The 18,253-nt window shown below is 61.9% G+C and carries 17 protein-coding genes; 5 read left to right on the top strand and 12 right to left on the bottom strand.

The genetic code is table 11. The features are described 5' to 3' along the window. Positions 1-40 precede the first annotated feature (40 nt). From Q0908_RS07760 to proS, 5 genes are all read right to left on the bottom strand, one after another. The gene (locus Q0908_RS07760) at positions 41-1,402 is read right to left on the bottom strand and encodes a calcium-binding protein (protein ID WP_299282602.1); all 1,362 of its coding nucleotides are present in this window, start codon (positions 1,400-1,402) and stop codon (positions 41-43) included. A gap of 81 nt (positions 1,403-1,483) precedes the next feature. After that, positions 1,484-2,173 (bottom strand): ABC transporter ATP-binding protein, encoded by a 690-nt coding sequence (locus Q0908_RS07755; protein ID WP_299282599.1) that lies wholly within the window; start codon positions 2,171-2,173, stop codon positions 1,484-1,486. Beyond that, complete coding sequence (locus tag Q0908_RS07750; RefSeq protein WP_299282596.1) at positions 2,166-3,452, bottom strand: lipoprotein-releasing ABC transporter permease subunit; 1,287 nt, start codon at positions 3,450-3,452, stop codon at positions 2,166-2,168. Before Q0908_RS07750 ends, Q0908_RS07755 begins: the two co-directional genes overlap by 8 nt. A 52-nt stretch (positions 3,453-3,504) precedes the next feature. Continuing rightward, on the bottom strand, positions 3,505-4,011 hold the full coding sequence (locus Q0908_RS07745; RefSeq protein ID WP_299282593.1) for a DUF2937 family protein: 507 nt from the start codon (positions 4,009-4,011) through the stop codon (positions 3,505-3,507). A gap of 13 nt (positions 4,012-4,024) precedes the next feature. Continuing rightward, entirely contained in the window at positions 4,025-5,362 is a 1,338-nt protein-coding gene (gene proS / locus Q0908_RS07740) for a proline--tRNA ligase (RefSeq protein WP_299282590.1), read from the bottom strand. Between the two features lie 235 nt (positions 5,363-5,597). Between proS and Q0908_RS07735 the strand changes: the two genes are divergently transcribed. The 4 genes from Q0908_RS07735 to Q0908_RS07720 all read left to right on the top strand — a co-directional run bounded on the left by Q0908_RS07735 (position 5,598) and on the right by Q0908_RS07720 (position 11,257). After that, positions 5,598-6,677 (top strand): AI-2E family transporter, encoded by a 1,080-nt coding sequence (locus tag Q0908_RS07735; RefSeq protein ID WP_299283148.1) that lies wholly within the window; start codon positions 5,598-5,600, stop codon positions 6,675-6,677. Between the two features lie 3 nt (positions 6,678-6,680). After that, complete coding sequence (locus tag Q0908_RS07730) at positions 6,681-7,364, top strand: DnaA/Hda family protein (RefSeq protein ID WP_299282587.1); 684 nt, start codon at positions 6,681-6,683, stop codon at positions 7,362-7,364. A 40-nt stretch (positions 7,365-7,404) separates the two neighbouring features. Beyond that, the gene (locus tag Q0908_RS07725; RefSeq protein ID WP_299282584.1) at positions 7,405-9,573 is read left to right on the top strand and encodes an RNA degradosome polyphosphate kinase; all 2,169 of its coding nucleotides are present in this window, start codon (positions 7,405-7,407) and stop codon (positions 9,571-9,573) included. Between the two features lie 136 nt (positions 9,574-9,709). Then, entirely contained in the window at positions 9,710-11,257 is a 1,548-nt protein-coding gene (locus Q0908_RS07720) for a Ppx/GppA family phosphatase (RefSeq protein ID WP_299282581.1), read from the top strand. On the opposite strand, the gene Q0908_RS07715 is transcribed toward Q0908_RS07720, so the two are convergent. The 7 genes from Q0908_RS07715 to Q0908_RS07685 form a co-directional block, all read right to left on the bottom strand. Continuing rightward, on the bottom strand, positions 11,254-11,616 hold the full coding sequence (locus Q0908_RS07715; RefSeq protein ID WP_299282578.1) for a hypothetical protein: 363 nt from the start codon (positions 11,614-11,616) through the stop codon (positions 11,254-11,256). The two genes, Q0908_RS07720 and Q0908_RS07715, sit on opposite strands and share 4 nt — an antisense overlap. A gap of 17 nt (positions 11,617-11,633) precedes the next feature. Next, positions 11,634-12,635 (bottom strand): endonuclease/exonuclease/phosphatase family protein, encoded by a 1,002-nt coding sequence (locus tag Q0908_RS07710; RefSeq protein ID WP_299283146.1) that lies wholly within the window; start codon positions 12,633-12,635, stop codon positions 11,634-11,636. After that, entirely contained in the window at positions 12,635-13,315 is a 681-nt protein-coding gene (locus Q0908_RS07705) for a molecular chaperone DjiA (RefSeq protein ID WP_299282576.1), read from the bottom strand. Before Q0908_RS07705 ends, Q0908_RS07710 begins: the two co-directional genes overlap by 1 nt. 9 nt (positions 13,316-13,324) lie before the next feature. Beyond that, positions 13,325-13,828, bottom strand: a complete 504-nt coding sequence (locus tag Q0908_RS07700) for a GNAT family N-acetyltransferase (protein ID WP_299282574.1) — start codon at positions 13,826-13,828, stop codon at positions 13,325-13,327. Beyond that, a complete protein-coding gene (locus tag Q0908_RS07695) occupies positions 13,825-14,433 on the bottom strand; it encodes a VOC family protein (protein ID WP_299282572.1) in 609 nt (202 codons plus the stop codon). Before Q0908_RS07695 ends, Q0908_RS07700 begins: the two co-directional genes overlap by 4 nt. Positions 14,434-14,603: 170 nt before the next feature. Beyond that, on the bottom strand, positions 14,604-16,727 hold the full coding sequence (scpA, locus tag Q0908_RS07690) for a methylmalonyl-CoA mutase (protein ID WP_299282569.1): 2,124 nt from the start codon (positions 16,725-16,727) through the stop codon (positions 14,604-14,606). Beyond that, entirely contained in the window at positions 16,690-17,625 is a 936-nt protein-coding gene (locus tag Q0908_RS07685) for a hypothetical protein (protein WP_299282566.1), read from the bottom strand. Before Q0908_RS07685 ends, scpA begins: the two co-directional genes overlap by 38 nt. Positions 17,626-17,896: 271 nt before the next feature. On the opposite strand from Q0908_RS07685, the gene Q0908_RS07680 reads away from it, so the two are divergent. Continuing rightward, positions 17,897-18,241 carry a DUF4174 domain-containing protein gene (locus Q0908_RS07680; protein ID WP_366868874.1) on the top strand — a complete coding sequence of 115 codons (345 nt, stop codon included), beginning with the start codon at positions 17,897-17,899 and terminating at the stop codon, positions 18,239-18,241. Positions 18,242-18,253 lie beyond the last annotated feature (12 nt).

The following is an 18,253-nucleotide window of genomic DNA, read 5'->3' as shown; positions in this document are numbered from 1 at the left end:
TGGCCGCGACGCACAGTCAGAGCAAAAGGATGGGCACCCGTCAAGCCGCGCTGGACGTTCCGGGGCTCTCGATGCGTATGTCGTCGGGGTCAAGCGCCACTGTCTGGCCGCGCAACTCGATCACACCGCCTGTGCTGAGCGTGATCAGCAGACCGGCGGCCACGACCTCTTGGCCCGTCACCGAGACAGTGCCCGTATCATCCGCCTCGACCACCAATGCATCAAGCGCAGCATCAAAGTCGCCTATGGTCACTGTGTCGCTGACATCCTGACGCAAAACAAACGTATCCGCCCCGGCTCCGCCATCGGCAATATCCGCCGTGCCCAGAACCAGCGTGTCGTCGCCCAGACCGCCCTCAAGACTGTCGACATCCGTATCAGACGCTTCGGTCGTATCCGCACTGGTGGCAAACAGGATATCATTGCCCGCGCCGCCCGTAAGTGTGTCTGCACCGGTGCCGCCCTCAATCGTGTCGTTGCCATCACCGCCAGTGGCTGCATCATCCCCGCCCGCCAGATCGGCATTCAACGATTGGCCGGGTGCCGGGGCACCCAAGATTTCGTCCCCGTCATTGCCCTCGAAGGTGACAACGTCGGGCGTATCATCCTCGACATCGACAAAATCGATGGTGGCCACATCAATCGGCGCGCTCACCCCTTCAAGCAAGACGGTCGCGCCGGAATCGAAGGTGATCAGCAACCCGTCCGGCGTCACCGTCTGGCTGTCGACCGCCACCGGATCATCGGGGTCCTGTTCGATGGCCAGCACGTCTTCGTCCGTGTCGAAATCGATGATGGTGATCGCCCCCGTCTCGGCCACGCCAAGGGTAAAGCGATCCGCCGCCAGACCGCCAATCCCCTGATCCGTATCCGACAGGATCAGGACATCCTGGCCGGGCCCACCGTCAAGCGTGTCAGATGCGCCGTCCATTGGCCCCGCCGCATCACCACCCGACAAGGTGTCATTGCCGCTTGCGCCATCAATTGCGTCCGCACCCGCCCCGCCAAACAGGATATCCTGGCCAAGACCGCCATCCATCACGTCGTCGCCAGGCCCTCCGTCAAGCGTATCGTCACCTGCGTTGCCGCTTTGCACATCATTGCCGTCGCCCCCATCAATCAGGTCATCGCCCGCATTGCCGGTCTGGGTGTCCGCACCGCCAAGACCGCTCAGCGTGTCATTCAACACGGTGCCGATCTGCATCTCGTTTTCTTCACTGCCGGTCAGGGCCACGCCCATCGCTGCCGGGTCCGGGATCGACGGCTCGGTTTCTGGCGTTACGCTTTCGGGGGCGTCCGCATCGGCCACTTCGTCGTCGGGACCATCCGACGGGTCGGACTTGTCGATAATGGCGATAAACGGGCTGAACCCGACAAGCAAAAGTGTCAAAAGTGCAGACATTACAAACCTCTTGCGAATGGGTTAACTATGAATCCCTAACAGAGGGTAAAGCCGAGATGCCCTTGTTGACCACAGGCTCCGTCAGGTGGAGCCCGCGCTCAGCCGTCCTGCATCCAGGCGCACAATCCGGTCCATACGCCCCGCCAGTTCGAGATTATGGGTCGCAATCAGCGCTGACAGCCCGGTGTCACGCACCAGTGTCATCAGCGCGCCAAACACCTGATCGGACGTTGTTGGATCAAGGTTGCCGGTCGGCTCGTCGGCAAGCAGCAGCTTGGGCCCATTGGCCAATGCACGGCAGAAGGCGACCCGTTGTTGTTCGCCGCCCGACAACTCGGCGGGGCGGTGATGGGCACGGTGGGCCACCCCGACCTTGTCGAGCAGCGCTGTCGCTCGGGTCTCGGCCTCCGCTTTGGACACACCCGCACTCAGTTGCGGCAAGACGATGTTTTCCAGCGCAGAGAACTCGGGCAGCAGGTGGTGGAATTGATAAATGAACCCGACATCCGCACGCCGCGCCAAGGTGCGCCGCCGATCCGACTGCCCGGTGAGGTTCTGGCCCGACAACGCCACTGTGCCCGTGTCCGGCGTGTCCAGCAGCCCCGCAATGTGCAGGAGCGTGGATTTGCCCGCACCAGAGGGGGCCACCAGCGCCACGACCTCGCCCGGGGCCACATCCAGCGTGATTCCCAGCAGCACGTCCACCGCGTTCGGTGCGCCCTTGTTGTAGGTCTTGGTGATGTCGCTGAGCTCAAGAACCGGATCACTCATAACGCAGCGCCTCAACCGGGTTCATCCGGGCCGCTCGGCGCGCCGGAAAGATGGTCACGACAAAGGAGAGGCCCAGTGACAGCGCCACCGCGCTCAGCACGTCGCCAAGGTGCAACTCGGCCGGTAGGGCATAGATGCCTCTGATCGACGGATCCCAAACCCCGCCCCCCATCACGTAATTCACGAAGGAAAACAGCGGGTCGATATAGATCGCGAACAGGCAGCCCAGGATCACCCCCATCGCCGTACCGATGATGCCGGTGAATGCGCCGCAGATGAAAAAGACGCGCAGGATCGACCCTTCAGTCAAGCCCATGGTGCGCAGAATGCCGATGTCGCGCCCCTTGTTCTTGACCAGCATGATCAGGCCCGACACGATGTTCATGGCCGCAATCAGCACAAGGATCGACAGGATGATGAACATCACATTGTCCTCGACCTCGAGCGCGCGCAGGAAACCGCCCGAGGCGTCGCGCCAGGTCCAGACCTGCGCCCGCTCTCCGGCCACCATCAGGATATCGTCAAGGTAGTCCGCCACCTCTTCGGGCTCTTCCACCATGACTTCAATCTCGTCCACCACCCCTTCGCGGTTAAAGAATGACTGCGCCTCGGCCAGGGGGAGATAAACCCGCACCCGGTCGATGTCATAGCGCCCTGCGGAAAAGATATAGGTGACCTCGTAGGCGTTGATGCGCGGGGAGGTGCCAAAAGCCGTGCGCACGCCATTGGGCGAGATCAGCTTGATCCGATCCCCGACCTGCGCGCCCAACTCGCGCGCCACGCCTGACCCGATGGCGACCCCTTCACCGAAACGCGCGATGTCCCCCTCGGATGTCTCGGGATCGGCGATGCGGGGCAATCCGGCAAGGTCCTCGGCACTCATGCCGAACACCTGCACGCCGGCGTTCTGGCTGCGCAGGTTCGCCATGACTTGCCCGCGCACGATAGGCGCGGTCCGGGTCACACCCGTCACCTCGCGCAATGCAGCAGCACGCGCCTCGTAGTCCGCGATGGTGCGATCAATGCGCCCCGTCTCGGTCACTTCGCCGATTTGGTAGACGGTGACGTGAGCATTGGCCCCGAGGATTGTATCGACAAATTCCGCACGAAAGCCCGAACGCACGGCGAGCGTTGCGATCAGCGCAAAAACGGCGAGCGTGATCCCGATCAGGCTGATCCACGTCATCGTGCTGACGCCGCCCTCAGCCCGGCGGGCGCGCAGATAGCGCCATGCGATCATCCACTCAAACGGGGCAAATGGGGTGGTTTGGCTGGCCATTTTCGGCTCCTGCTCGGGGTTTGGCCACAAGTGGCGGCACCGACGGTCCGCGTCAAGCCCTGCGAGGGCGGCGGGATCGGCGGGAAAAGGGCCACGCCAGCACGCGCAAAAGGATCGACGTCACGATCAGCCCTGCGAAAAAGCCTGTCGCGGCAAAAACTGCGCCTGCAAAATTCAGTGGCAGTGCCGGTTGATAGGCCTGCATCGCGGCCCGGGCCACATCCGCGTCGGTCATCCGCGCGCCGTGATAGGCCCGCATGAAGGGACCCGCATCATTCAGCACCCGCAAATCGGTGCGCAACGTGTCATAGCGCTGAAATGTGCGGGTCATATCGGCCCGCCGCCGCTCCAGAAACGGGGTGCCCTGCATCTGCGCAAGCGCCTCAGCCCGGCTGAGCCCCGCCGCCGTAGCCGAGGCGTCGAAATCCGCCACCACCTCGGCAAGTGCATCCACCGCACCGCCGAGGCGCTGCGTGTATTGCTGCGAAAACTCGGGGAATTGTGAGGCGGAGGCCCCGCCGAGCAGACCACCGATCAGGGCCAGAACACGCAAGATCATTGCGCGCGCCCCGTCATAAGGCTGCGTAGATCCCAGCCACGCGTTTCACCGCCTCTTCGGGTGGCAGTTCCTCACTTTGACCCGTACGGCGCGAGGTCAACTCGACCACACCGTTCTTGAGGCCCCGCGGTCCGACCGTGATGCGCCAGGGCAACCCGATCAGGTCCATCGTGGCAAACTTGCCCCCCGCACGCTCATTGCGGTCATCATAGAGCGGCTCGAGACCAAGGGCCGTAAGGCTTTGATACAGCGCATCACAGGCCCCGTCCTCCTCTGCATCGCCCTGTTTGAGGTTCACGATGCCACAGTGATACGGGGTCACGCCCTCGGGCCAGATGATGCCCTTGTCGTCGTGGCTGGCTTCGATGATCGCACCAAGCAGGCGGGACACGCCGATGCCGTGGCTGCCCATATGCACCGGCACCTGCTTGCCATCGGGGCCTTGAACAACGGCATTCAAAGCGTCCGAATATTTGGTCCCGAAATAGAAGATCTGACCGACCTCGATGCCACGGGCGATCCGGCGGCGTTCTTCGGGGATGGCGTTGAACAGGGCCTCGTCATGGGTTTCGTCCGTGCGGGCATAGAGGTTCGTGAACTCCTCCATGACGCCCGCACATTGGGCATGATCATCATAGTCGATCTCACGATCCCCAAAACTCAGATCGGTGACGGCGCTGTCATAAAACACCTCACTCTCGCCCGTTTCGGCCAGCACAAGGAACTCGTGAGTGTCGTCGCCACCGATGGGGCCGGAATCCGCGCGCATCGGGATCGCCTGCAGGCCCATCCGCTCATAGGTGCGCAGGTAGCTCACAAGATGACGGTTATAGGCGTGCAGCGCGTCTTCCTTGGTCAGATCGAAATTATAGCCGTCCTTCATAAAGAACTCGCGGCCCCGCATCACGCCAAAGCGGGGGCGGATCTCGTCGCGAAATTTCCATTGGATCTGATACATGGTCATGGGCAGATCCTTGTAGCTGCCCACATGCGCGCGGAAGATGTCGGTGATCAACTCCTCGGCGGTGGGGGTGAACAGCATGTCGCGCTCATGGCGATCCTTGAAGCGGAGCATTTCCGCGCCGTAAGCGTCATAGCGGCCGCTCTCGCGCCACAGGTCGGCGGACTGGATCGTGGGCATCAGCATGGGCATGTGGCCCGCGCGCTGCTGCTCTTCATGCACGATATTCTCGATCTTGCGCAGCACCTTGAAGCCCAAAGGCAGCCAGGAATAAATCCCGGCACTGGCCTGCTTGATCATGCCAGCGCGCAGCATCAAGCGGTGGCTGACAATCTGCGCCTCGCTTGGGTTTTCCTTCAAGACGGGCAGAAAATAACGGCTCAAACGCAAGTGATGCACTCCCAGACAGGTTTGAGCCCCTGATTAGGACAAAGCACAGGCATGGGCAACGGCCCTGTCTGCGATCAACCACTTCCCGGCGAAGACGCGGCAGCCCCAGGGCGAAGCCACAAACAAAAAAGCGTGCGCGCCAGTGCTCCGCAAGGTCACGCCCAAGGACGCAGGGGACTTGCAGCGCGGACCAAAACACCGCATCTGTCACATCAACCAACCATCCGAGGCGTCCATGTCCCTGCCCGTCAGTGATCAGTTCAAATATTGGGGGATCGCGGCTGCGATCTTTTTCGTCCTGCTTTATGCGCTTGGCGACCAGCTTTTGCCGTTCTTTCTGGGGGCCGCGATTGCCTATTTCCTCGACCCGGTCGCCGATTGGCTCGAAAGCCGGGGATGCAGCCGGGCGCTGGCCACCGCCATCATCACGATCACGGCCATCATCGTCTTTGTGATCCTTGCGCTGCTGGTGATCCCTGCGCTGGTGCAGCAGGCCGTGCAGCTTTTCAACGTCGCCCCCAAGCTGGCCCGCGATTTCGGCACGTTCCTGTCCGAACAGTTCCCAAGCCTGCTTGATGAAGGGTCGACCGTGCGCCAGTCGCTGAACTCCATCGGGCAGACCATTTCCGAGCGGGGCGGACAGCTGCTGAACTCTGCGCTGACCTCGGCGGCAGGGCTGATCAACGTCGTGGTGCTGTTCGTGATCGTGCCCGTCGTTGCCGTCTACCTGCTGCTCGACTGGGATCGAATGATTGCGCGGGTCGACGCACTTCTGCCGCTTGATCATGCCCCCACCATTCGCCGCCTCGCCTCGGAGATCGATGCAACCCTTGCCGGGTTCATCCGAGGCATGGGCACGGTCTGTCTGATCCTGGGCAGCTATTATGCCATTGCACTGATGCTGGTGGGTCTGCAATTCGGCTTGGTCGTCGGCTTTGTGGCTGGGCTGCTCACCTTTATCCCTTACGTCGGCGCGCTTGTCGGTGGCGCGCTCGCCATTGGTTTGGCCATGTTCCAATTTTGGGGTGAATGGCACTGGATTGCGGCTGTTGCGGGCGTGTTCATGGTCGGTCAGGTGATTGAGGGCAACGTGCTGACCCCCAAACTTGTGGGCGAGAGCGTGGGCCTCCATCCCGTTTGGTTGATCCTTGCACTGTCGGTCTTTGGCGCGCTCTTTGGCTTTGTGGGTATGCTGGTGGCCGTCCCCGTCGCCGCCTCCCTGGGCGTGATCGTGCGGTTCATCATCGAGCAGTATAAAGACAGCCGCCTCTATCAAGGCACCTCGGCGCAGACCGACACACCCCCCGAGGATTGACACGTGGCCGAACAGCTGGGACTGAACCTGCCCGCGCGCACAGCCCTTGGGCGGGATGACTTTATGGTCGCGCCCTCCAACGCGGTGGCGGTCGCCATGATCGACAGATGGGCCGCATGGACGCCGCCCAAACTGGTGCTCAGCGGGCCAGCCGGGTCGGGCAAAACCCACCTCACCCATGTGTGGGCCTGCGATGCTGGCGCGCGGATCATCGCCGCGCCCGACTTGACAGACGCCTCGGTGCTCAGCCTCGCGGATAGTCCCCTCGCGGTCGAGGACGTGGACGAAATTGCCGCAAACCCGGACGCCCAGACCGCCCTCTTCCACCTGCACAACGCGCTGCAAACGGCAGGCCAGCCGCTGCTCATGACCGGCAAGCTGGCCCCGGCCCTATGGCGGCTGACCTTGCCGGACCTGCAAAGCCGGGTGGACGCGGCGGGCCATGCCACCCTTGACGCGCCCGATGATCGTCTGCTTGCCGCCGTGACGGCCAAGCTGTTTGCGGATCGCCAGTTGAACCCGCGCCCCGACGTGATCCCCTACCTCGTCACCCATATGGAGCGCAGCTTTGACGCCGCGCGCGATATCGTGGCCCGGCTGGACGCGGCCAGCCTTGCGCGCAAAAAGGCCGTCACACGGGCCCTCGCGGCTGAGTTGCTGGACAAAGCGGCGGAGTCTGAGGGATAACCGTCACTCAATCTTCACACCGGATCGGCATAAGCCCCGCATGACAAACGCAGATTTCCTGTCCTCGCCGTTTCCCGAGCCTATTGAGCTGCCTGACATCGACACTGACGGGCCGGGGCGGTTTTTCAACCGGGAACTGAGCTGGCTCAGCTTCAACTGGCGGGTGCTGGAAGAGGCGGAAAACCCGCGCGTGCCGCTGCTGGAACGGCTGCGGTTCCTGTCGATTTCCGCCGGAAACCTCGATGAATTCTACACTGTGCGTGTTGCAGGCCTGCGCGAGCTGGCGATTGCGGGCAACACGACCCCCGCCGCTGACGGGCTGACCCCTGCCGAGCAACTGGTGCTGATCAACGAAAACGCACGCAACCTGCTGATGGCGCAGCAACGCGTGCTGGTCGCCTTGCATGACGCGATGGAAGTGCACGAGATTTCGGTGCTGCGCCGCAATGAACTGACCGACGAAGACGTTGCCTTTCTCGAAGATGTGTTTTTGTCGCAAGTGTTCGCGGTCCTGTCACCGCTTGCCATCGACCCCGCACACCCCTTCCCGTTCATTCCCAACACCGGCTATGCCCTCGCCTTGCAGATGGAGCGGACATCGGACAAACGCTCGCTGCAAGCCTTGCTCCCGATCCCTGCCCAGATCGACCGTTTCATCGCGCTGCCCGGCCCGGGCCACCGGTTTCTTCCGCTCGAAGAGCTGCTGATCCTAAACATCCCCAGCCTGTTTCCAGGCTATCAGCTCAAGGCCCATTTCGAATTTCGCGTGCTGCGCGACAGCGACCTTGAGGTCGAGGAAGAAGCCGAAGACCTCGTGCGCGAATTTGAGGTCGCCCTGAAACGACGCAAGCGGGGCGAAGTTGTCCGACTGACCCATTCGGCGGGCGCGCCCGAGACGCTTAAGGCCGTGATCATGGGAGAGCTCGGTGTGAGCGAGGCCGAAGTGGTCGAGGTTGACGGGATGATTGGCCTGTCGGATCTTAGCGAACTGGTGCTCGATGACCGCCCCGATCTGCTCTGGCCCCCGTTTAAACCCCGGGTCCCCGAGCGGGTCACCGACTTTGATGGCGACATGCTGGCCGCCATCCGCCAAAAGGATATGCTGCTGCATCATCCATACGAGACCTTCGATATGGTGGTGCGCTTTCTCCAACAGGCAGCGCGCGATCCCAAAGTGGTGGCGATCAAGCAGACGCTTTACCGCACGTCGAAAAAGTCCCCTATCGTCGAGGCGCTGTGCGAGGCGGCAGAAGACGGCAAGTCGGTGACGGCCCTTGTTGAACTCAAAGCCCGCTTTGACGAGGCCGCCAACATCCGCCAATCCCGCCGCCTTGAGCGCGCAGGCGCACATGTGGTCTACGGCTTTCTCGACCTCAAAACCCACGCCAAGATCAGCACGGTGGTGCGGCGCGAGGGCAAGACGCTGGTGACCTACACCCATTACGGGACGGGCAATTATCACCCGATCACCGCGCGCATCTACACGGATGTGTCGCTGTTCACCTGCGACGCCAAACTGGGACGAGACGCTACCAAAGTGTTCAACTACCTGTCGGGCTATGCGCCCCCCGAAGGCCTCGACAACCTCGCCATTTCGCCCACGACGCTGAAACCGCGCCTGCTGGAAATGATCGCTGCCGAGGCAGATCACGCCCGCGCCGGCGAACCTGCGGTCATCTGGGCCAAGATGAACTCGATCATCGATGACGAAGTGATCGACGCGCTTTATGCCGCCGGTCAGGCGGGCGTCAAAATCAGTCTCGTAGTGCGCGGCATTTGTGGACTACGGCCTGGGATCAAGGGATTTTCAGACAATATCCGCGTCAAATCCATCGTGGGGCGCTTCCTAGAGCATTCCCGCATCGTCTGTTTCGGCAATGGCTACGACCTGCCGTCCAAAAAGGCGCGGGTGTTTATCTCCTCCGCCGACTGGATGGGGCGCAACCTGAACCGGCGCGTCGAGACGCTGATCGAAATCGAAAATGCGACCGTCAAGGCGCAGATCGTGAGCCAGGTCATGGCCGCCAACCTCGCGGATGTGGCCCAAAGCTGGGTGATGGCACCTGATGGCACCTTTACACGGCCAGACGTGCCCGAAGGCACGTTCGCCTTCAACTGCCATAGGTTCTTCATGGAAAACCCTTCGCTGTCGGGGCGCGGATCAGCCGGGGCCTCGGATGTGCCCAAACTCACCCATACCGAAGATTAAGGGCGCAGCCCCAAGGGTCGGCGGGTGGGCGCCTTTCGGCAACGCCGAAACAGAGCCACCCATCGGCACGAAGCTGCATTGACGCAACCCCACCGCTGGTCCATCACTGATGCGGGACATGCACCGCGGGGGGTCCATGAACGCTTTGGTCGAGACACATGCCGAGGGGGGCCTCTTTGGGCGTGCCCTGTTTGAAGACCCGTCCGCGCGCGCGCTGGCCCGCGTCGGGGTCGTCGATGTGGGATCAAACTCGGTCCGGCTTGTGGTGTTCAACGGGGCGGCGCGGTCCCCCGCCTACTTTTACAACGAAAAGATCATGTGCGCCTTGGGCGCGGGCCTCTCCGACACCGGGCACCTCAACCCCGAGGGTCGCGTGCGGGCGCTGAACGCGTTGCGCCGCTTTCAACGGCTGGCCGAAGGGATGGGCCTGCCAGACCTCACTGTCGTTGCGACCGCCGCCGTGCGCGACGCGAGCGACGGACCCGCATTCTGCGCCGACGTGAAACGCGAAACGGGGCTGTATGTGCGCACGATCGACGGGCGGGAAGAGGCGCGGCTTTCGGCGCAAGGCGTATTGCTCGGCTGGCCGGGCTCTTACGGCCTTGTCTGCGACATTGGTGGATCGTCCATGGAACTGGCCGAAATCTCGGGCGGGATCGTAGGGCGACGCGAGACTTCGGACCTTGGCCCGCTCAAGCTGCAAACACTCAAAGGCGGCAAAAAGGGGCGCACCGCGCATATCAAGGCGACGATGCAGCAACTCCAGGATCAAATGGGCGTCCAGCGCGACCGCCTGTTCCTTGTGGGCGGATCGTGGCGGGCCATTGCACGGGTCGATATGCACCGGCGTGGATATCCGCTGCATGTACTGCACGAATACCGGATGTCGCCCAAATCGGTGCGTCAGACGGCAAAATTCATCGCCAACCATCCAGACCACGAAGCCCTGCGCAGCGCTTGCGGCATCTCTTCGACCCGGATGGCGCTGGTGCCCTTGGCCACCGAAGTCCTGACGCGGCTGGTCAAATCCTTCAGCCCCAAGGACATTGCGGTATCGAGCTACGGCATCCGCGAGGGGATGCTCTATGAACAGATGCCCCAACGCCTGCGCGACCGCGACCCCCTGATCGAAGCCTGCCGCTTTGCCGAGGCCAAAGACGCGCGCGTGCCGGGCTTTGGCAAGCTGCTGTATCAATTCATCGAACCGCTGTTCAAATCTGCGCCGTTCCACCGCAAACGGCTGATCAAGGCGGCCTGTCTGCTGCATGACGTCAGCTGGCGCGCCCATCCCGACTACCGGGCCGAGGTGTGTTTTGACAACGCCACGCGGGCGAACCTGGGCGGGCTGAAACACTCCGAACGCATCTTTCTGGGCCTGTCGCTGCTGCACCGTTACACGAACAAGCGCGAAGGCACCCATTTCGAAAACCTTTACGATCTAATTGACGAAAGGACGCAGAAAGACGCGGAAATCGTTGGCAAAGCGATGCGGTTCGGCGCAATGCTGTGGATGGAAAAGGATGCCGAGCGGGGTGAATTCCGCTGGTTCCCGAAAAAGAAAATCCTCGAATTGCACCTCACCGCCGAAGCGATGCCGCTCTTTGGTGAGGTGGCCGAGGCGCGGTTGAATTCGCTGGCAGCCTCACTTGAGGCGCAGGTGCTGATCAAACAGCGCCGCCGCTAGATTTCGATCTGCGTGTCTGGGTCGATGGGCGGGTCAACAGGTGCGTCCTCGCTCGGTTTGCGCCGGATGACTATATCCCCATTGTCGAGCATTTCGGGCGCTTCATAGACGCTCCAGTCCTGCACATCGCTCAGAATGTCGCGCAAAGCTGGCCCCATTTCCTGCATAAACCCTTGCAAAGACGGGCCAAATTCTTCGGCAAGCCCTTGCAGGTCTTCCAGCGCAGGCTCCATTTCGCGCATCAACCCTTCCATGAGCATCTGCACGCCGCGCTCCATCAGCGAGGGGCCAGGGTCAGCCTCCTGCGCCAACGCAGGGGTGGCACCGATCAGGCAAAGGGACAGGATCACGTGTTTCATGACCCTAATATGGGGGCTCAGAAATCAATATCCAAGCTGACGGGAAAGTGGTCCGAGGCCACAACAAGCGCATCGCGCAAGGCAGGCTGCGCCCAGCACTCCGGATCATCGAGCGGATGCCAGATGCGCCAGCGGGGCCCCCGCGCCGCCAGATCGGGTGACACCATGATATAATCAAGCAAGGCCTGCAAAAACCGCCGCTCGGGGCGGATCCAGAAGCGTGCCGTCGTAGGCGTCGCGCCAAGGCGGCGCTGCAAACCGAGACGCGCGTGCGGATCAAACAGGGCGCGGTCCGCATCGCCCAAAATGATCTCGACCGATGAGCGGCCAAACAGGTCCTCATACTCATCCAGACCCGGGCCATCATTCATGTCGCCCATGACCATCAATGATGTGCCAGCCGCCAAATGGGCATCAATGCGCGCCCTTAACCATATCGCCTGGGCCAATTGCTTGCGCCGATTGGCGATAGAGATGCGCATGACCTCATCGCGGTTGCGCGCACCATGCGGGGCCTTGGATTTCAAATGCGCGCCGATGATATGCAGATCAACCCCAGAGGCCGTCTTGATCGCCAGTTCGAGCGGCGGCTTGGAAAACACCACCAAATCCTCGGTTGCATCCACATCCAGATCAATCTTGAACGCCGCATCAAAGCGGGGCGCGCCAGCGTGGTCCTGCGGATCATGGCGCGCGCTGAGACTGTCGGGATCGTAAAGCAGCGCAATTTCCTGCTGCGTCTCATTCACAAATCCAACCACCGCGCGGCGCGCACGGATGCCGGCATGGGCCGCGAACCGTTCCAATGCGGCGCATGTGTCGCGTTTGCGGCTGCCATCCGGGGCCTCAATCACAATGACCGCATCCGCATCAAGCGCGCGAAACACCGTCACCAACGCGGCTGTTTGCGCCGCCCGCGTCACCTCGTAACGCGCCGACCAGCCATCATCGTTCAGCAATGCGCCTGCATCATCGAACAGGGCATTCATCCACTCGATATTGTAGGTGGCAATGCGCATCAGCCGTGGCTGGCGCGGATATCTTCCCATGCGCGGTTGATGTCGATCATGCGTTTTTCGGCCAAACGCACGGCCTCTTCGGGAACGCCGCGGGCCATCATCGCGTCAGGGTGATTTTCGCGGACCAGTTTGCGCCACGCCGCGCGCATATCCTCCAAAGACATGTCGGGCCGGACACCCAAGACAGTGTAAGGATCAGGCACTGCATCGGGCACAAAGCGCGCCCGCAATGCCTGAAAATCCGTGTCGGAAATCGCAAATATGTGGGCCACTTGCTCAAGGAAGGCATCCTCGTTCGGGTGATAAAACCCGTCCGCCATCGCGATATGGAACAAGCCCTCCAACAGATCGGTCAGAGTCTCGGGCTCAGCGGAAAACATGGCGTGGATACGGGTTGCATACTCCTCGAACCCTGCCACGTCCTGCCGGGCAAGATTGAACACACGGGCCGCCCCCGCCTCGTCCTGAGCGGCGATGTGAAACACTTCGCGAAAGGCTGTGACCTCATCGCGGGTGACCTGCCCGTCCGCCTTGGCCATCTTGGCCCCAAGCGCAATCACCGCAATCGCAAAGGCCACACTGCGCTCGGGTGGCGCGCGCAATTTGTCAAAGACAGCCGTGAGCCCCTCGCCCGTGGACAAGGCGGCAATGGCATCGGATATGCGGGACCAGAGAGACATCAGCGCTGGTTATACGGTATCGGCCGGCGATGTTGTAGCGCCCGTGGGACGCTCAAGCATCTTTTGCACCAGGATCAGGTCAAGCCACTGTCCCGCCTTGCGCCCGACTTGCGGCATTAACGCGACCCGTTCAAAACCGACGCGGGTGTGAAACTCCACTGCGCGCGGGTTGGCACCGCTGATGGCCCCGACCATGACATGCGCGCCCCTTGTTCGCGCTTCATCCATCAACGCCTGCATCAACGCCCGCCCCTGCCCTTTGCCGCGCGCATGTGGGACCAGAAAAATACTGTGCTCTACGGTGTGGGCATAGCCCGGGCCGGATCGAAACGGGCCGAACGTGGCAAAGCCTTGCGCGTCCGGCAGGACCAGAACGGGGCCATCGGTGATCAGGCTGGTCATTTCGGCGGACGTCTTCGGGATCGTGGTAAACGTCACCAGTGTGTCGGTGATGATGCTGTTCCACAGATCGGCGATCCATTGGGCATCCTCTGGCGTCGCAGGCTTGATCACAACACGCGGACCCCGTCCGGCGTGTCAAACTCGGCCTGCATGTCCAGCGCGCCCTCCTCGATCATCACCCGGTCGTCCGTCAGATGCACGCTCAGCGCCTGAGCCAGCGCGTCAGCATCGGGATGCACCAGGGTAAAGCGTTTGAGTCGGATGCCCGTCGGCTCAAGCTGACTGGCCGGATGCACACCCTCGGGCCATTCGATCAGCGCGGGCCACAGGTTGTCGTAAGGCGTGGTGCCATCCTCGCTCACCGCCATTTTCCAGATCAGGGCACTGCGGCTGACATCAACGGGGGTGCCGGCACCCTCCGGCATGTCCTCAAGCGCGCGTGACATGTCTTTGACCGCGCAAGCCCAGTTTGACAGCCGCGCAGGCCCATCGAACCGATCAAGGTCATACCAGCGCGGACGCGGTGGGGCGGTAACCGCGGGATTGGGCGCAATCGCTTCGAGGTAGAGTCCCTCTTCCAACCCCAACAACGCGTTGTGGGTCTGAAAGACGCCGTGCGCACCGCCCGGCTGCATCTTGACGCCCAAGGCGTCCTCGACATGGGCCTGCGCTTCGTCCAGCGCAGTTGCGCCCACCACAAGATGATCAAACTGCACTGGCGTCTCCTGTCATGGGGTCAATGGACAGCGCGCGCCGCCTGCGCCAGTTATCGCAGGTCATTTCGCCAAACAGAAGAGGGATATAGGCCGAGATCACGGGCGCGCGGGGGCGGTGCTGAATGCTTATGCACCCGAGACCGCACCGCGCGCGCCCGCCCGCCTGTCAGTCAGGGGGTGCGCAGGATCGTCAGGATTTCCTGTGCAGCATCGGGAATGTTCGTGCCGGGCCCAAAGATCGCCTTGACGCCCGCATCATAAAGAAACTGATAGTCCTGCTGCGGGATCACACCACCGCAGATCACGATGATATCCTCGGCACCTGCGTCCTTGAGGGCCTGCACCAGTTGGGGCGCAAGCGTCTTGTGGCCTGCGGCCTGAGACGAAATGCCAACCACATGCACGTCATTGTCGACCGCATCCTGCGCGGCCTCCGCCGGGGTCTGAAACAGGGGGCCCACGTCCACATCAAAGCCGATATCGGCAAAGGCGGTGGCGATCACCTTGGCACCACGATCATGCCCGTCCTGCCCCATCTTGACGACAAGCATGCGTGGGCGGCGGCCCTCGGCCTCGGCAAAATCCTCGACCGATTTCTGGATCGCGGCAAAGCCTGCGTCGCCTTCATAGGCGGCCCCATAGACACCTGCGAGGGTTTTGACCTCGGCGCGGTGGCGCCCGAATACCTCTTCCATAGCCATACTGATTTCTCCGACAGTTGCGCGGGCGCGGGCGGCCTCGACCGCCTTTTCCAACAGGTTGCCATCTGACCTGGCGGCTTCGGTCAACGCCGCGAGGGCCGCCGAACAAGCAGCCTCGTCCCGCTCGGCCCGGATGCGGTCCAGACGCGTGATCTGGCTCTTGCGCACGGCAGCGTTGTCAATGTCGAGGATGTCGATTGGGTCTTCTTTCTCAAGGCGGAATTTGTTCACGCCCACGATGACCTCATCGCCCTTGTCGATCAGGGCCTGCCGGGTGGCGGCGGCCTCTTCAATGCGCAGCTTAGGCATGCCAGAAGCGACGGCCTTGGTCATACCACCCATCTCTTCGACTTCTTCGATCAGCGCCCATGCGGCCTCGGCCAGATCATGGGTCAGCTTTTCGACGTAATAAGAGCCCGCAAGCGGATCGACCACATTGGTCACGCCGGTTTCATTCTGCAGGATCAACTGCGTGTTGCGTGCGATACGGGATGAAAATTGCGTGGGCAGCGCGATGGCCTCGTCAAACGAGTTGGTGTGCAGCGATTGCGTGCCGCCCAGAACGGCGCTCATCGCCTCGAACGCGGTGCGCACAACGTTGTTGTAAGGGTCCTGTTCCTGCAAGCTGACGCCCGAGGTCTGGCAATGGGTGCGAAGCATTGAGGATTTGGGGTTTTTCGGCTCGAATTCGGACATGATCCGGTGCCACAGAAAGCGGGCCGCGCGCAGCTTGGCCGCCTCCATGAAAAAGTTCATGCCTATGGCGAAAAAGAAAGACAGACGACCCGCAAATTTGTCCACATCCATGCCACGCGCGATGGCGGCGCGCACGTATTCGCGCCCGTCCGCAAGGGTAAAGGCGAGTTCCTGCACCAGATTCGCGCCCGCCTCTTGCATGTGATAGCCCGAGATGCTGATCGAGTTGAATTTCGGCATCTCGTTTGAGGTGTAATCAATGATGTCGGCAATAATGCGCATGCTCGGTTCGGGTGGATAGATATAGGTGTTGCGCACCATGAATTCCTTGAGAATGTCGTTCTGGATCGTGCCGGAAAGGGCTGCGGTATCCACGCCTTGCTCCTGACCTGCGACGATAAAATTGGCGAGGATCGGGATGACAGCACCGTTCATGGTCATCGACACCGACACCTTGTCGAGCGGGATGCCGTCGAACAGGATTTTCATGTCCTCAACGCTGTCGATGGCGACGCCCGCCTTGCCCACATCGCCCTGCACGCGGTCGTGATCGCTGTCATAGCCCCGATGCGTGGCCAGATCAAAGGCGACGGACACGCCCTGCTGACCGGCATCCAGCGCGCGGCGGTAAAAGGCGTTGGACTCCTCGGCCGTGGAAAAACCCGCGTATTGGCGGATGGTCCACGGGCGGCCCGCATACATTGTCGCCTTCACGCCGCGGGTATAGGGGGCCTCACCGGGGGTGGAGCCCAGATGGGTCACATCCGCCAGATCATCGGCGGTGTAGATCGGGGCGACGTCGATCCCCTCGAGCGTGTTCCATGTCAGATCGTCGACGGGTTTGCCGCGCAGTTCCGCCTCAGCGAGGGTGCGCCATGCGTCTTTCTTCGATGTCATGTCCTTGTCCTCTGTTCAGCGGACCGATTGGCGGGGTGTGCCCCGCGCGTGTGTGGTCCAATTCCTCTGTCAGGGTTGCCAATCCATTTGCACCGGCCACCAGCCAGTGCATGTCGTCGGCGTAAACCTCGCGCAGGGTCGCGCGGGCCGTTTCGTCAAATGGGCTCCACCGCAGCGCATCCGCGGGGATTTGATCCGGGTTCTCGCCGCGATCCGCCAGAATGTTGCGCAATGCGCCGGTCTCGGGGCGGCGGTTCAGCCATTCGCCCTCACCGGCATCGTCAACGCGATGGCCAAGGCAGACCCCCAGCACCGTATCCGCACGACCCATGGTCGTTTCAAACGGGGTCACCTCGATTTTCGCATCGGGCGCGGCGCAGGCCACATCGGCGATCACATCGCGCCACGTGCGGGGGCTGTGGACCATACGCCCTGCCTGCGCCGCGTCCGGCACGTTGTGGCCGCGCGTGATCGCAAACGCCGCCAGCGAGGTCCAATAGTGATCCTGCGCGCGCACCGACAGCACCACCTTGTTCACATGACCGTCAAAGGCGGCCACGTGGCGCGCAAGCCGCTCGCCCACGTCGGAATAGAGATGCCCCGTGCGCAGGTTCAGGCCAGGCATGCCCATCATATTCTCGTCACTGACGATGAGGGTCTTCACGCCTGCCTGCCTAGCCTTTTCCATCTGCAAAAGGATACGGCCCCGCGCACGCCGCGACGCAGATTTGCCAAGTCCCGGCGTGGGTTGGATACCGGTGAACAGACCCTTTCGGGTGCGCATCGGCCCCCAGAACCCGACACTTGGATCAACGCCCGATCGACACCGCTTGCGCATAACGGTCTGAAAGCTGGTTGTTCCGGTGCGGTGTGCCCCGATGTGCAAAATGACTTTCATCGCGATCCCTTTACATGCTGTGGCGCGTCCCCGACGACGAAATGCGTCGCGGTTATGGCCAGAGCGTGCGCCCAAAGGGCTTGAGGAGCGATTAAAGCTAAAATTGATGGTACCAGACGTCGCAATCGGGGAAAAAGCCGCTACATTGGTCTCAACAGGAGACCGCATGAAACACGTACTACCCATTGTTTTTGCAAGCCTTTTAGGGGGTTCACTTGCAGCCGCCGAAGGCGAGACATCCCGAGAACCCTCGATCTTTCTGGAGGAGCCCATGAAAGATTTGAACGAATTTGTCTGGGAAAAGCGGCCCATCATCGTCTTTGCCGACAGTCCAAACGACCCGAACTTTCGGTTGCAGATGGAATATCTTGAGAACCGCGAGCGGGATCTGGTGGATCGCGACGTCATCGTGCTGACGGATACGGACCCGTCGGTGGACAGTGCGCTGCGCGAAAAACTGCGCCCGCGCGGCTTTATGCTTGTGCTGATCGGCAAGGACGGTGGGGTCAAACTGCGCAAACCGTTCCCGCGGGATGTGCGCGAAATCACGCGGACCATCGACAAGATGCCAATGCGGCAGCGTGAAATCCGCGAGCGGCGCGCCAACGATTCCTGAGCGCGCCCAAAT

The organism is uncultured Tateyamaria sp. (genome assembly GCF_947494755.1).
Lineage (GTDB): Bacteria > Pseudomonadota > Alphaproteobacteria > Rhodobacterales > Rhodobacteraceae > Tateyamaria.
This window is presented reverse-complemented; position numbering and strand designations above follow the sequence as displayed.